Below are 13,218 nucleotides of genomic sequence, written 5' to 3' on the forward strand. Positions count from 1 at the left end.
GGCTTTTTATTTTGCACGTTCCAAAGCTTTTTCTACGGCATTTCCGATGCCTTTCGAAGTTTCCGTAGCCCCTGCTATGGAATCGATATGGGTCATGTTTTTCTTTACCATGGCACCGGGCAGTGTGTCCAATACTTCTTGAACCTGAGGCACCTGTTCCACGGATTCGTCGTGGTTTACCACTTCCACCGCCACCATATTTCCACCTACGATGCTGACTTCCACCTCGATGGGAACATCTTTCGAAAAGCCCATAGCCTCTCCGCGAAACACGCCGTCGTTATAGGCATTTTTTCCGCTGCAGCCTGCGAGTAAGAGAACGATCAGCGTCGGCAAAGCCCATTTTTTCATCGGCGATTCAAGTATTCCTTAACCGATGCCGTAACGCCTTCTGTCGTCAAACCGAAGGTTTCGAATACGTCTTTTGCATTGCCGCTGGCGCCGAAGGTATCGATGCCGAGGGCCATGCCGTCGAGGCCCACATAGCGGTACCAGCTCATGGTCGCGCCCGCTTCCACGGCTACGCGTTTCGAGACCTCTCTAGGTAAGACTTCTTCTTTATAGTCGTCGGATTGAGATTCGAACAGTTCTTGAGACGGCATGCTCACCACGCGAACGCCGAAGGATTCCGTCTCGATCGCTTCTGCGGCTTCCAGCGCCAGGTGCACTTCGCTACCCGATGCCATAAGAATAAGATCCAGTTTGGCCGTTTCTTTTTTAAGAATATAGCCGCCCTTTAAGGCATCTTTCGAGCTTCCCTCGAGCTCCAGCACCGATTGACGCGTCAAAATTAATGAGACGGGTTTTTCTTCCGAATGCATGGCCGTATACCAGGCCGCTACCACTTCCGTAGAGTCCGCAGGGCGGAAGGTAATGGTATTGGGTATGCTTCTGAGCATGGTTAAGTGTTCGATGGGTTGGTGGGTGGGGCCGTCTTCGCCGACGCCGATGCTGTCATGCGTCAGAATATAAGACACGGGAAGGCCCATTAAGGCGGCGAGACGAATTTGCGGTTTCATATAATCGCTGAATACGAGGAAGGTGGCACCGTAAGAACGGAATCCACCGTGTAGATAGATGCCGTTGACAATGGCGGCCATGGCATGTTCCCGCACGCCAAAATTAATATTACCTCCTTCGCGATTGTTCACGCTATATTGACCGGCGCCTTTCATATCGCTTTTATTAGAGGGTGCCAAGTCGGCACTGCCGCCGAACAAATTGCCCATACCTTCCGCTACCCTTTGCAGGATTTCGTGTGAGCTTGCCCTCGTGGCCATATCCTTTTCTACAGGCTTCCAGAAGCTCTCTTCGTCCATAAAGGAAAGATCTTGTGCTTTTGTGTCGTAGTGAGCGAGGAAGTCATTATATTTTTCCGGATATGTTTCCTTATAGCGCCCTTCCAGCTCTTTCCAGGCATCGTAGTTTTTCTTCTTTTCGGCTAGAAGTTCCTCTACATATTCCTTTACTTCGTCGGAAACCGTAAAGGGCGCCACATCGTAGCCTAATGCTTCTTTCGTCGCCAGGTTCTTTTCTTCCCCTAAGGGGGCGCCGTGAACGCCGGCATCTCCTGCAAGGGGGGAGCCGAAGCCGATGACGGTTTTTATTTCGATAATCGTCGGCTTAGTCGTCTCCGCCTTCGCCTCTTCAATAGCCTTTGAAATGGCGTCTACATCGGTGCCGTCTTCCACCGTAAGCACTTGCCAACCTAGTGCGCGGTAGCGATCGGCGATGCTTTCTTTAAAGGAAAGGGAGGTGTCCCCTTCGATGGTAATATTATTGGAGTCGTAAAGCACGATCAACTTTCCGAGCTCCAAAGTACCGGCAATAGAAGAAGCTTCATTGCTGATGCCTTCCATTAAATCCCCGTCGCCGCAAAGGACGTAAGTATGATGGTCGATAAGCTCCATCCCCTCTTCGTTATAAAGAGCGGCGAGTCGGGTTTCCGCCATGGCGAAACCTACGGCCGTGGAAATACCGGCGCCTAAAGGACCTGTCGTCGTTTCCACCCAATCCGTATGTCCATATTCAGGATGGCCCGGCGTTTTGGAGTTTAATTGTCTGAAGTTTTTAAGATCTTCCGCTTCGAGACCGAGGCCGAAGACGTGGAAGAGGGAGTAGAGTAAGGCACTTCCGTGGCCGGCGCTTAAAATAAAGCGATCTCGATTGGGCCAGTTGCGGTCCGTTCTTTCGAATTGGAGTGCTTCCGACCAAAGAGCCCACGCCATGGGTGCCGCCCCGAGAGGCAAGCCGGGGTGGCCTGAATTGGCTTCATCGATTTGATCGATGGAAAGAGCGCGTAAAGTATTGACCGCTAATTGCTTTTTATTTTGCATAAGATCCTCCTTTAGTCGTCTTCACGACGGATACCGATTGGCTGTCGCGCCAAACTGTCCATAAAAACTTAGGAATTACGAGCTGCCTCGATAAGCGAGACGGATTTTTGATTAAACGATAAAACCATTCTAAATTTAACTTAATAAAAATGTCCGGCGCGCGCTTCGCTTTTCCCGCCAAGACATCTAAAACGCCGCCGTTACCGATGGCGATCTTTAAATGGGAAAATTTTTCGGCATTGTTCAGGATAAATTGTTCCTGTTTGGGGAAGCCCAGACCTACGAATAAAATATCCGCTTCCGATGCGTTTATAGCATCGATGACCGACTTTTCTTCCTCGTGGTCCTCGAATCCCCGATGGGCTCCTTTGAAGTAGCCGTGATGTACATCCGCCACGATATCGCCGTAAACGGCCTCTACTTCCTCTCTCGCTTTTTCCCCTACACCGGGTTCCGCCCCGAGAAAAAATACTTTTTTGTTCTCTTCTTTCGCGAGTTCCAACATGGCCATAGAGAGATCGAATCCCGTCACCCGCTCTTTTAAGGGATGATGCTTCATCTTGGAACCGATAACGAGGCCGATGCCGTCGGCTACGACGAGGTCGGCGGAATTGACGGCTTCCGCCAATTTCTTATCGTCCCGGCAAGCCATGACGATTTCCGTATTGGGCGTAAACAGGATGTGGAATCGCTCCTCGGCGAGCATCTCTTTTAAAATCTCTCTCCCTTCGTCGAAGGAGATATTATCCACTACCGTGTTAAAAATTTTAATCTTGTCTCTATTTTTCCAAGAGTTCGAAGACATGGCGAACATTCCTCCTACTCTTTTCTCGCAATTCGTCATGCATCAGGATGAGTTTTTTCTTGGCCGCTTCCTTTTCATTAAAGGTGGCGACGACGGCGTTTAGAAGCTTCTTCTCATCCATTCCCTCCGCCTGAATATCCGACGGAATGCCGAGGGCATCCAGCTGAGATTTTACCTTCGGGTCGTAAACCACGCCTACCACCGGCGTCTTGGAGGTTACCGCATAGATCAAGGCGTGGAGTCGCATGGCGATCATAATATCGCACAGGCCGATAATGCCTTCCATCTCTTCTACGGAGTAATTTCCCGTAAGCACGTGGCCGTGATCTTTGTATACCATGGCCGCCCTGATACTGTCGGCGAAATGTTTGTCTTCCGGATAGTGAAGGGGCGTGAAAAGCGTATCGATGCCGCATTCTTCGTATACGCGATCGGCTACATAGGCCATTTTACTCGCCAGGGCCGGAGCCTTTTTCCACTGGCGAACGGCGACGCCCATAAAGGGACGATCGACGGGAATGCGCTCCTCTCTTAAGAGGGCGCGAGCTGCGCCTTCGCCGATGCCCTCGATGCCGTAAACCGGATCGGCTGTTACTTCTATCTCAGGTTCGGTTACGCCGATATCCCTTAATACTTCAAGAGAGTCTTCGTCTCGAAGGGTGATGAAATCCACCCCGTTTAAAACCTTGGCGGTCAATTTACGATTGACGGGCTTGTGAATGGGCCCGACGCCGTTGGCATAAACATAGATCTTTTTCTTCATACGTTTGGCCAGGGCCATGACGCCGAGATAATAATAGAGGGAGCGGGAAGATGTTTCATCTTGAAGGAGTGAACCGCCTCCGCTGATTAAAAGATCTGTCGATTGAAGGGCCTTTTTTACCGAAGCGTAGTGAAACCGCTGGGTGGCGCCCACATTGTAGAGCCTTCTCGTTCTCGCCGGATCATAAGAAAGAACATTGAGCTGAATCGTCGGGTCGATGGCGCGGATATCGTTTACGATGGCATGCAAAATAGCGTCGTCGCCACTATTGTCGAAGCCGTAGTAACCGCTAAATAATACTTTCTTTGCCATAACAATCCATCCTTTTCTCCCCTTCACTGAGGGCGAGACGTTTTTTTGTAATGCGTACGAGGGCGAAGGAGACGGCCAAAAGTAACCAGAAGGTAGTAGTTATCTTGGTCATATAGAAGATGTTTTCAAACATGCCGTGGAAAAGCATGCCGGAGAAAGAGGCACACAGAGCCGCTCCCGTAATCTTCAAATATTTATTGTCGCTCCTCAAGGGATAGCGCGCCAAATTGACGAAAATGCTTACCATAAAAATAAAGAATAAGACGAAGCCTACGATGCCCATTTCCGCAAAAATCTGTAAAAAGGTATTGTGCGCGTGGTAAATGGGCATGGTACGAATATATTGCTCGAACACCATTTTAAAGGGCAGGTGCCCGAGACCTAAACCTACCATCAAGTGATCGTGGATGATCGCTTCCGTTATTTCCCAGATCTTAAAGCGATAGGACGTGGACGAATCGGCAAAATTGAAAATAGTCATAAACCGATTGACGATGCTTTCAGGCACCACGAACACCGCTGCGCCTAATAAGGGAATGGCCAAAAGCAGAAGTTCTTTCCTTACGAGACAAATAAAGACGAAGGCCGCTACGGCAAGGCCCAGCCAGCCGCCCCGGGACATGGTCATAAAAAGAGAGGCTATCTGCACGACGAACATGGCGAGAAAGAAGAGTCGCACACTGTCTCGTTTCGTCGACCAGAAGAGTCCCACACATAATGGAATGGCCATGACTAAATACTCGGCGAAGATATTCGGATTACCGAAAACCGAATAGGCACGGGCCCGAATAGCGCTGTTGGAACTTGTATCCACCCATTCCTTTTTTATATCCACGCCGATGACATACTGATAAATGCCCACGAGAGCGAGAAGAGTGGCCGCGCACACCAGGGCGACGATGATGCCGTGAAGCTGTTCTTCGGTCTTAATCTCGTTAATCAAAAAGATTAAATACATAAAGCCCGCCGTATGAATGGCCAAGTCTCGCAGGGAGCCCATAAAGTAAACCGATGTGGCCGTCTGAATTGCCATTAAGAGAAAATAAACATAAGGGATTACTTCGTGACTTGCCACGACGAGAGGATCGTCTTTTTTGATAAACTTTCTAAAGAGGTACAGACCGAAGGTTCCGTACAGAAGCATGAGAACTAACAGATCGGGCAGAAAAATATAGCCGAAGGTTGTCGCGATCAAACTGACCATGGGGTTTTCAAAAAATACCATGATTCCGATTAATCCCGCAAATAGGAGAATGACGAAGGGAATTTTAATGCTCAGCCCTACTCCGCCGATAACGAAGCCCAAGGCAAATAAAAGAAGTGGATTGGTCTTTACGCGCGCTTCCATCATTCCACCTCCTTGTCGTGTAAGAGCAGGCTCCATAATTGTCGAAAGCCCTTAATTCCATAGGATGAGTCGACGATCTCATAAAGATTTCCCGCCATGCGATTCATAAGCAGACCGGCGAAAAGAAAAATCAAGCCGAGAATACCCCAAAAACTTCGGTGTAAAAGGCCGAGAATCAGAATGCTCAGACCGAAACCTGCGAAAATCATGCCGGAAACCTTAAAGGCAGAGTCCCAGGCGCTGTAGCTGTCCACAATCTTGAAACCGACAGAATCCGACACCGCTCCGGAAATACGAATGCGTACCCAGTAAGCTATGGTGTTGAACAGACGGTAGAAAAATCGAAGAATGCTAAAAAGCAAAGAGCGAGCAAAAACACTTTCGGCTCCTTCCAATATCTTTCGAGTCGCCGATCCCATCCACTGATTCTTCACCGCACTGCCGATAGTGGCAAAAAACCTGTGAAGAAAGCTGTATTTATACCAATTCTCCAATGCCCGGACTGCGGAAAGCAGGATCTGAATCAATACACTGGATTGAATCATAAATTACTTCCCGTCTTTAGTAATGCCTATACATATGCCCGTAAATGCGGAAGTCTTTGTCTTAACGCGGTATTCATTTCCCACGCGTACTTCCTCTCCGCCGACCACATAGGATTTATCCGATTCTTTAATGTCCACATCGACATCCAAGTACACAGAGTATTTGTCGGGTACCGGTGCATTGACCCATCGACCCTCATACTCCACAGCGTCTTCGTAGGGACGCACGGTTTTGCCGACGATCTTACCCATAAAGACGCCTTTATCGTAGCTATAGAGATCCTGCCCTTCGGTAATGTTCTCCACCGAGGGTGTGCGTACGTTATCGACGAGAAGGGTCATTTTACCCTTAGAGGTACTCTCCACGGTAATAGAGGAATCCTTAAAGCGGGAAATCCCCCCTACAATGGCGACGATGAGTATCAGCAAGAACAAGCAGTCGATCACATTGATCTTGCCGAAAATTTTTCCTTTTTTATCAATCATATTAGCTCCTTTGAAGAATTGTTTTATATATTTCCCCATGACTTTCGGCCATGGCCTCTTGGCTGAAGTGTTCGTTTACATAATCAAAGAGGTGCTGTCCTCGCTCCTGCATTTCCTCCGGATGATTCAGTGCATAAACAAGCCACGCGCCGAGGCTCTTCACATCTTTCGGCTGAAACAACATACCGTAGGGCCCCGCCATTTCTTCGATGCCCCCGACATCGGTTGCGATAAAGGGAATCTTCGCCTTGGCCCCTTCCAATAGTGCATAAGGGAAGCTTTCGGAAACAGATGTTAGGACATTGATATCCGATGCATAGTAAAGGCTGAAGGGATCGTCTACCTGGCCTAAAAATGTAACCAAATCCTCTAATCGATGATCGGCTACATATTGTTTTAAATAGGCACCGTCGGCTCCTTCGCCCGCAATCAGAAAATGAGCACCGGCTAATTGTTCCCGTTCCTCAGAAATAGCCGCGAGAAGCGTTCGATGATCTTTTACCAGATCCAGCCGCGCGGCGGTGGCAAAGAGCATGCGATCTCTATATTTTTCCAGGCCGTAGCGGGCCAGGAAAGCATCTCGAGCCACATGGAACTCCTCTTTTTTCATATCCATGCCGTTGTAGACGACGAAGATACGGTCTGCGGGAAAGCCTCGATCGATGAGCATCTTTTTAAAGCGCTCCGTAATAGCGATATAATATGGGAAGCCTTTCAATGCATAGCGATTTAAGGGCGTAAAGATCTTATCTTTAATAAAATTGTCTTTAAAATCCAAAAGATAATCACTGTGTAAAGTGGTCACCATGGGAACATTGACGCGACGCCTTAAATAAAGGGCGTTAAAATTCGCCCGGGCACCGTGACAGTGCACGAGGTCGAACTTTTCCCTTTCGATCATATCCACAACTTTTTTTAAAGAGGCCATGTCGAAGCGGTTTTTCTGCTCTACGAGCCTGGCGTCGATTCCCAAGGCTTTCGCTCCGTCGAGAAACGGTCCGGAGGTAAAGCACACCATGCTCACATCGGCATAGGCTTCTAAGCCTTTCAACAAAGTATAAATATGGGTCTTGGCTCCGCCGGTGTCCCCGCCACTGATAAGATGAAGAATTTTCATCATTTCTCTCGCTATCTTTCCACGCTGTAGCTGCCGCGTACTAAGACAATGGCTTTCGTGTTCGCCTTTAAACCCCGTCCGTCACTTCTCGGAGCGATGAGCAGGTGGTCTATGGGCGCTTTATTGCCCTGAGCGAGATTGGCGCCCTTTGTAATATCGCTCAATCCGCCGCTGGTGCCGGCGATAGCCGTTACCGAACCGGTTCTCGGGATCATTTCCGTGCCTTGTGCCACGATCAGCTTGTCGCCGGCTTCCAAATTAACCACTACCAAATTAGAAGCACCTCCTGTCGAAGGGGTACTCCCTTGTAATTTACTTTCGATTTGTTCTAAGCGCTTATTTAGGTAACTTAAAGAAACCAGTGGGTCGCCGTTATTTGCAAAAGCGGGCAAAGCTGCTCCGACGACGAGGGCCAACGCCAAAACCGGGCCGCTTTTTTTCCATTTGCTTCTCACAGTCTCATCCTTTCTCAACTAAAAATATTCACAATTTCTATTATACAACATCCCATGATAGACACCAATGAAAACGACGATAAGCGCGAGAAAAACTCGCGCCTATCGTCGTTATGTACTATAATGCGAAACTTATTTTTATAGCTTCGTTTACATCGTCCATGATTTTCGGGCTGAACTTTCCGATTTTTTCGCGGAGCCGCTTTTTGTCAATGGTCCGAACCTGTTCCAGCAAAATTACAGAATTCTTCGGAAGGTCATTGGTCGCCGCTTTGACCTTGACGTGGGTCGGGAGCTTTGTCTTGTTCATCTGACTGGTAATGGCTGCGACGATGGTCGTGGGAGAATATTTGTTTCCTACATCATTTTGTAAAATAACCACCGGGCGCACGCCTCCCTGCTCCGAACCGACAACCGGCGAAAGATCAGCATAGAAGATGTCTCCTCGTTTAATAATCATGGATCACACCCTTTCTATTTAGTTGTCTTAAATAAAGCATATCGCTTATATGAGCTCAGGCTCTCCAAAATTCTCTATAAAAAGAAGAGCTTCGGGAAGATAGACGATTAAATCGGAGGCGATCAGGCCGTGGCGACTCTTATGTAAGGCCCCTATATCGCCGCTTAATCCGTGAATATACACTCCCAGGCACGCGGCGTCAAAACAACTCAGCCCTTGGGCTAAAAAAGACGTTATGATGCCCGTAAGTACATCTCCGCTTCCCGCCGTAGCCATGCCGCCATTCCCCGTGGAATTAATATATGTTTCCACCCCGTCGGTTACGATGGTGTTTTTGCCTTTCAGCACTACGACGCCGCTGTAAAGAGACTGACAGGCTTTTGCCGCTTCCTGGCGATGAGATCTTATCCATTGAACGTCCCGTTCGATTAAGCGGGCCATTTCCCCTTCGTGAGGTGTAAAGATCGTGCGATCTCTCCTTTTTCTTTCTCGAGATAGATGAAAGAGGCCGTCGGCGTCGACGACGAGAGATTTGTTTTCTGTAGAATAAACCTTTTTGAAAAGAGCGGAACTTTTTTCATCTCGCCCCATACCCGGACCGATGGCCGCGGCGTCCATATCGTCTAAAAGGAAAAGATCTTCTCGATTGCGTACGATCACTTCCATGGCGCGGAGGGCGAAGGATGCTACCGATTCTTTCGGTAAAAGAGCGTAGGCCAGGCCCGTTCCACTTCTTAAAAGAGCGCGACTTGCCAGATCTACCGATCCGTACATGCCCTCGCTACCGCCGATAATCGCGGCCTTTCCTCGACTCCCCTTGTGGTCGTCGCTTTTAATTTCAGGAAGAAGTTGCGCCATTTCGAAATCCACGGTGATATCGCCGCAAAAATTATGTACGTCCACTTTCTGAGCTATACTTATAGCATAATCCTTTTCGTGACTAATGGAAAGATGAAAATATATATTTTTATAAAAACCGTAGGGTCTTCCGTTTTCATCTTTTCGAACCGTGAACTGTTTTAGTCCCGTGGAAAAAATCCCCTCCCCGAGAGCCTTTCCCATGGCCTCTTTTGCGGCAAAAATGCCGGCGATATGTTCCGGTGTCTTTTTTTGTAAGGTGTTTATTTCTTCGTCGCTTAAGATTTTTTCTAAAAATCTGTCCCCTCGCCTCGCCAATAAATCGGCCATGCGGGGAATGTAAACCATGTCGATACCTATCATATTCTCCTCCTTTTTCTATCATAGCACAGGTCTCTTTTAGGAACATTGAAAATGTTCTTGACAAGTTCTCTCGGGCAGTATAGAATGGGGATCAAATTTAAGATATACGATGAAGGCGTCCTCAAAATTACAACGCCGGAGTATAATATTTTCTCAAGGCTTTATGCGAAGAAAGGTGGTACCGCGTCCCACGACGCCCTTTCGCAAAGTCTTTTTTTGTGCTTAAAAAGGAGGCATCATGACTGAAAACGTATTTGACCTATTGGAACGTAGAGGTTACATCGATCAAGTAACCTTCCCCGAAGAACTTAAAGAGCGCTTGGCAGAAGGACCGATTACGTTCTATATCGGATTCGACGCTACCGCCGACTCTCTGACATTGGGCCATTACTTACAGGTTAAGGTGCTCCAACATTTCCAAAGAGCGGGCCACAGACCCATTACCCTCTTCGGTGGCGGCACCACCCTTATCGGCGACCCCTCGGGCCGTACAGATATGCGTAAAATGTTGACGAAAGAAGACATCGCCCATAATATCGGTTGTTTCCAAAGACAACTTTCTCATTTTATCGATTACAGCGACGGTAAAGCTATTGCAGCGAATAATGCAGACTGGCTCTTGGATTTAGGTTACCTGGATTTCATGCGCAATATCGGCGTGCACTTCTCGGTCAATCAGATGCTGAAACTGGACGCCTACGCCAACCGTTTGGATCAAGGACTTACTTTCTTCGAAATGGGCTACATGCTCATGCAATCCTACGACTTCCTCGTGCTCTACAAGAAATACGATTGCCAACTGCAATTAGGCGGAAGCGATCAATGGAGCAATATGCTCGGCGGTTACGATTTAGTGCGTAAGCTTGAAAACGGAAAAGTCTACTCCATGACTTTCAAATTACTTTCCACAGCCGACGGTCAAAAAATGGGCAAATCCATGAAGGGTGCCATTTTCCTCGACCCGAATAAGACCCCGCCACACGAAATGTTCCAATACCTGCGCAATACCGACGACCGCGACGTCATTAAGTTTATGAAGCTCTTAACCGACGTAAGCGACGAAGAAATCGCCGAATACGCAAAACTCGAAGGGCAAGAGCTCAATAAGGCCAAAGAACGCTTGGCTTGGGAAATTACGGCGGAAGTTCACGGCAAAGACATTGCCGACGAACAATTAGAAGCCTCCCGCGCCCTCTTCGGCGGCAGCGGCGAAACGGAAAATATGCCCACGACGGAACTGGAAGCCGATGAGGTGGCAGAAGGCATTACCATCGTCGATCTCCTGCAAAAAGCGGATCTGATCGCTTCTACGAGCGAAGGCAGACGCCTCATTAAACAAGGAGGCATCTCCATCGACGACGAAAAGGCCACATCACACGATCAAATTGTTTCGAAAGAAGCATTGGAAAACGGCGTACACGTTCGAAAAGGAAAGAAAGTTCACCACTTATTTAAACTTAAATAGAAAGAAAGCACCTGCTACAAAAGTAGTAGGTGCTTTTTCATTGCGCAAAATAATAACAGTACTTTATTCCACAGGCTTTGCAAAAATCATTTTTCCCGCTGAGGTTTGAAGCATGGAAGTTACGACACAGTCGATGGCCTCTCCTAAGTAGTCGATGCCGTTTTCCACGACGATCATAGTGCCGTCATCTAAATACCCCAGGCCCTGTTTATCTTGGCTGCCGGGCTTGACGACGAAGACATTGATACGCTCGCCGTTGACAAAGACGGGCTTCATGGCATTGGCCAAGGCATTAATATTTAACACCTCGATCCCCTGTACTTCCGCCACCTTGTTCAGATTAAAATCGTTGGTGACGATCACACCCTTGCTTTCTTTCGCAAAGCGCAAAAGCATATCGTCCACTTCATGAAGATCGTCGTATGCTTTTTCTACAATGGTGATCTTGTGCTTTCCTTCATCTTGTAAAGATTTCAAACTGTCGAGTCCCTTACGTCCCTTGGTACGGCTCATGGCATTGGACGAATCGGCGATGCCCTGAAGCTCGGTGAGGACGAAAGTAGGCACGACGATGGGCTCTTCGATAAAACCTAATTCAATAATATCTACAATTCTTCCGTCGATAATCACCGAGGTATCCAAGATCTTTGCCGGTACGGTGCGCTTATCGCCCAGTCTGCCTCGCCATTCGCCACGGCCCTGTGCGAAAAATCCTCTAAGACCCGCGGCAAATTCTTCTCTCTTCGTAAGCATGACGCGAATTCCCAAAATGCCGAGAACGGCATAAATAAGCAGGGAAATAAAGCTGCTAATATAGGGAATGTTCAGGCGGTATACGGGAATGGACACGAGAAACGCCACAAAAATCCCTAGAACCAATCCTACAAATCCCCAGAGAATATCTCCGGCAGGTAAATCCTTCATGTCTGACTCGATCAATGAAATCAACTGTTTCAAAGATACAAAGGCGTATTTCCCCAATATAAAGAAAATAATAGCAAATATAATAAGTACGAGAATGGGCAAATAACGCTCGGGAATCCATCGATGAATGGAAGTCAATGCATCGAGATCAGGTAAAAAAATGAGAACCATGCGACCTACCGCCACACCTAAAAGCGTGAATAATAAACGGAAGATCACATAGACTATGCGATCGGATCTGATACGCATGCTCCTTTCCTAGTCTTCCCCTTTAACCGCTTTCAGGCAACCGTCTTCCATTGTCTTGTCGACGATTTCCACAACTTCGTCGTAAGATTTATCATAGACCAATACCATTTCCGATAAGATAATTTGGCGAGCGTTGTTTAAAATCTTGCGTTCTCCTGTAGAAAGTGCCTTCTCCCGATCTAAACACTCGAGATTTTTAATCACTCTCGCGATTTCTTCCAGATCGCCGGTTTTAATCTTGTCTTGATGGAAACGGTAACGACGATTCCAGTTATTGGGCATTTTTTCGATCGTGGTGTCCTTTAACACTTCAAGGACCTTGTCCATTTCCTCGGGGGTCTTGATTTCCCTGATTCCGACGCTGTCCATGCTGCCGATAGGCACCAATACTTTCATCTCGTTCACGGGGATTTTTAGGACGAAATATTCTTTCTTCTCGCCTAAAATCACTTTATTCTTAATATCGACGATAACACCTGCGCCGTGAATCGGGTAGACGATCTTATCTCCTATTTCAAACATATACTCCCCCTTTTAACAGATTATTGCGTTCCTTTTAATTATACCATATTTTTTAAAATTATACATGGTATCACAATCCAAACTAAGATTCAAGTAAATATTATAATTTGTAATCAGAACCACCGGCTTAGCCGGTGGTTTGTTATGCCCCTATAAGGGGCTGTTACCGGCAGCACTCTCGTGCTCTGAGTTTCTTCCTCTTGCAACAAA

At 47.6% G+C, this 13,218-nt stretch carries 14 protein-coding genes; 1 reads left to right on the plus strand and 13 read right to left on the minus strand.

The annotated features are described in order from the left end of the window. Positions 1-6: 6 nt before the first annotated feature. The 11 genes from PEPTYR26121_RS03305 to PEPTYR26121_RS03355 all read right to left on the minus strand — a co-directional run bounded on the left by PEPTYR26121_RS03305 (position 7) and on the right by PEPTYR26121_RS03355 (position 9,848). Positions 7-351, minus strand: a complete 345-nt coding sequence (locus PEPTYR26121_RS03305; protein WP_180499172.1) for an FMN-binding protein — start codon at positions 349-351, stop codon at positions 7-9. After that, entirely contained in the window at positions 348-2,336 is a 1,989-nt protein-coding gene (gene tkt, locus PEPTYR26121_RS03310) for a transketolase (RefSeq protein WP_180499174.1), read from the minus strand. The genes PEPTYR26121_RS03305 and tkt overlap by 4 nt, the downstream gene beginning before the upstream one ends. After that, the gene (locus PEPTYR26121_RS03315; RefSeq protein ID WP_246285882.1) at positions 2,326-3,141 is read right to left on the minus strand and encodes a WecB/TagA/CpsF family glycosyltransferase; all 816 of its coding nucleotides are present in this window, start codon (positions 3,139-3,141) and stop codon (positions 2,326-2,328) included. Before PEPTYR26121_RS03315 ends, tkt begins: the two co-directional genes overlap by 11 nt. Next, entirely contained in the window at positions 3,116-4,216 is a 1,101-nt protein-coding gene (gene csaB / locus PEPTYR26121_RS03320; protein ID WP_180499178.1) for a polysaccharide pyruvyl transferase CsaB, read from the minus strand. The genes PEPTYR26121_RS03315 and csaB overlap by 26 nt, the downstream gene beginning before the upstream one ends. Beyond that, entirely contained in the window at positions 4,194-5,567 is a 1,374-nt protein-coding gene (locus tag PEPTYR26121_RS03325; protein WP_180499180.1) for an O-antigen ligase family protein, read from the minus strand. Before PEPTYR26121_RS03325 ends, csaB begins: the two co-directional genes overlap by 23 nt. Beyond that, on the minus strand, positions 5,564-6,109 hold the full coding sequence (locus tag PEPTYR26121_RS03330; protein WP_180499182.1) for a hypothetical protein: 546 nt from the start codon (positions 6,107-6,109) through the stop codon (positions 5,564-5,566). The genes PEPTYR26121_RS03325 and PEPTYR26121_RS03330 overlap by 4 nt, the downstream gene beginning before the upstream one ends. Positions 6,110-6,112: 3 nt before the next feature. Beyond that, the gene (locus tag PEPTYR26121_RS03335; RefSeq protein WP_180499183.1) at positions 6,113-6,595 is read right to left on the minus strand and encodes a DUF4330 domain-containing protein; all 483 of its coding nucleotides are present in this window, start codon (positions 6,593-6,595) and stop codon (positions 6,113-6,115) included. 1 nt (position 6,596) lies between these two features. Further along, a complete protein-coding gene (locus PEPTYR26121_RS03340) occupies positions 6,597-7,712 on the minus strand; it encodes a glycosyltransferase (RefSeq protein ID WP_180499185.1) in 1,116 nt (371 codons plus the stop codon). Positions 7,713-7,723: 11 nt separating this feature from the next. Then, complete coding sequence (locus PEPTYR26121_RS03345) at positions 7,724-8,167, minus strand: hypothetical protein (RefSeq protein ID WP_180499187.1); 444 nt, start codon at positions 8,165-8,167, stop codon at positions 7,724-7,726. Positions 8,168-8,285: 118 nt separating this feature from the next. After that, positions 8,286-8,627 carry a type II toxin-antitoxin system PemK/MazF family toxin gene (locus PEPTYR26121_RS03350; RefSeq protein WP_180499189.1) on the minus strand — a complete coding sequence of 114 codons (342 nt, stop codon included), beginning with the start codon at positions 8,625-8,627 and terminating at the stop codon, positions 8,286-8,288. Between the two features lie 45 nt (positions 8,628-8,672). Further along, positions 8,673-9,848, minus strand: coding sequence for an NAD(P)H-hydrate dehydratase (locus PEPTYR26121_RS03355; protein ID WP_180499191.1), 1,176 nt, complete (start codon positions 9,846-9,848; stop codon positions 8,673-8,675). 238 nt (positions 9,849-10,086) lie between these two features. Here PEPTYR26121_RS03355 and tyrS point away from each other — a divergent pair, with 238 nt between their 5' ends. Continuing rightward, positions 10,087-11,313: a tyrosine--tRNA ligase gene (gene tyrS, locus PEPTYR26121_RS03360; RefSeq protein ID WP_180499193.1), complete on the plus strand. Its 1,227-nt coding sequence runs from the start codon at positions 10,087-10,089 to the stop codon at positions 11,311-11,313. 63 nt (positions 11,314-11,376) lie between these two features. Here tyrS and PEPTYR26121_RS03365 read toward each other — a convergent pair whose 3' ends face one another. Both PEPTYR26121_RS03365 and PEPTYR26121_RS03370 read right to left on the minus strand, forming a co-directional pair. Next, positions 11,377-12,486: a PIN/TRAM domain-containing protein gene (locus PEPTYR26121_RS03365; protein WP_180499194.1), complete on the minus strand. Its 1,110-nt coding sequence runs from the start codon at positions 12,484-12,486 to the stop codon at positions 11,377-11,379. Positions 12,487-12,495: 9 nt separating this feature from the next. Beyond that, positions 12,496-13,008 carry a CarD family transcriptional regulator gene (locus PEPTYR26121_RS03370; RefSeq protein ID WP_180499196.1) on the minus strand — a complete coding sequence of 171 codons (513 nt, stop codon included), beginning with the start codon at positions 13,006-13,008 and terminating at the stop codon, positions 12,496-12,498. Positions 13,009-13,218 lie beyond the last annotated feature (210 nt).

This window comes from Aedoeadaptatus nemausensis (assembly GCF_903819165.1).
Classification (GTDB): domain Bacteria; phylum Bacillota; class Clostridia; order Tissierellales; family Peptoniphilaceae; genus Aedoeadaptatus; species Aedoeadaptatus nemausensis.

Coding starts and splice junctions, on each gene's coding strand:
- PEPTYR26121_RS03365 (WP_180499194.1), bottom strand. CDS start 12,486: ATGCGTATCAGATCCGATCGCATAGTCTATGTGATCTTCCGTTTATTA.
- PEPTYR26121_RS03350 (WP_180499189.1), bottom strand. CDS start 8,627: ATGATTATTAAACGAGGAGACATCTTCTATGCTGATCTTTCGCCGGTT.
- tkt (WP_180499174.1), bottom strand. CDS start 2,336: ATGCAAAATAAAAAGCAATTAGCGGTCAATACTTTACGCGCTCTTTCC.
- PEPTYR26121_RS03335 (WP_180499183.1), bottom strand. CDS start 6,595: ATGATTGATAAAAAAGGAAAAATTTTCGGCAAGATCAATGTGATCGAC.
- PEPTYR26121_RS03325 (WP_180499180.1), bottom strand. CDS start 5,567: ATGATGGAAGCGCGCGTAAAGACCAATCCACTTCTTTTATTTGCCTTG.
- tyrS (WP_180499193.1), top strand. CDS start 10,087: ATGACTGAAAACGTATTTGACCTATTGGAACGTAGAGGTTACATCGAT.
- PEPTYR26121_RS03340 (WP_180499185.1), bottom strand. CDS start 7,712: ATGAAAATTCTTCATCTTATCAGTGGCGGGGACACCGGCGGAGCCAAG.
- PEPTYR26121_RS03330 (WP_180499182.1), bottom strand. CDS start 6,109: ATGATTCAATCCAGTGTATTGATTCAGATCCTGCTTTCCGCAGTCCGG.
- PEPTYR26121_RS03370 (WP_180499196.1), bottom strand. CDS start 13,008: ATGTTTGAAATAGGAGATAAGATCGTCTACCCGATTCACGGCGCAGGT.
- PEPTYR26121_RS03305 (WP_180499172.1), bottom strand. CDS start 351: ATGAAAAAATGGGCTTTGCCGACGCTGATCGTTCTCTTACTCGCAGGC.
- PEPTYR26121_RS03355 (WP_180499191.1), bottom strand. CDS start 9,848: ATGATAGGTATCGACATGGTTTACATTCCCCGCATGGCCGATTTATTG.
- PEPTYR26121_RS03315 (WP_246285882.1), bottom strand. CDS start 3,141: ATGTCTTCGAACTCTTGGAAAAATAGAGACAAGATTAAAATTTTTAAC.
- csaB (WP_180499178.1), bottom strand. CDS start 4,216: ATGGCAAAGAAAGTATTATTTAGCGGTTACTACGGCTTCGACAATAGT.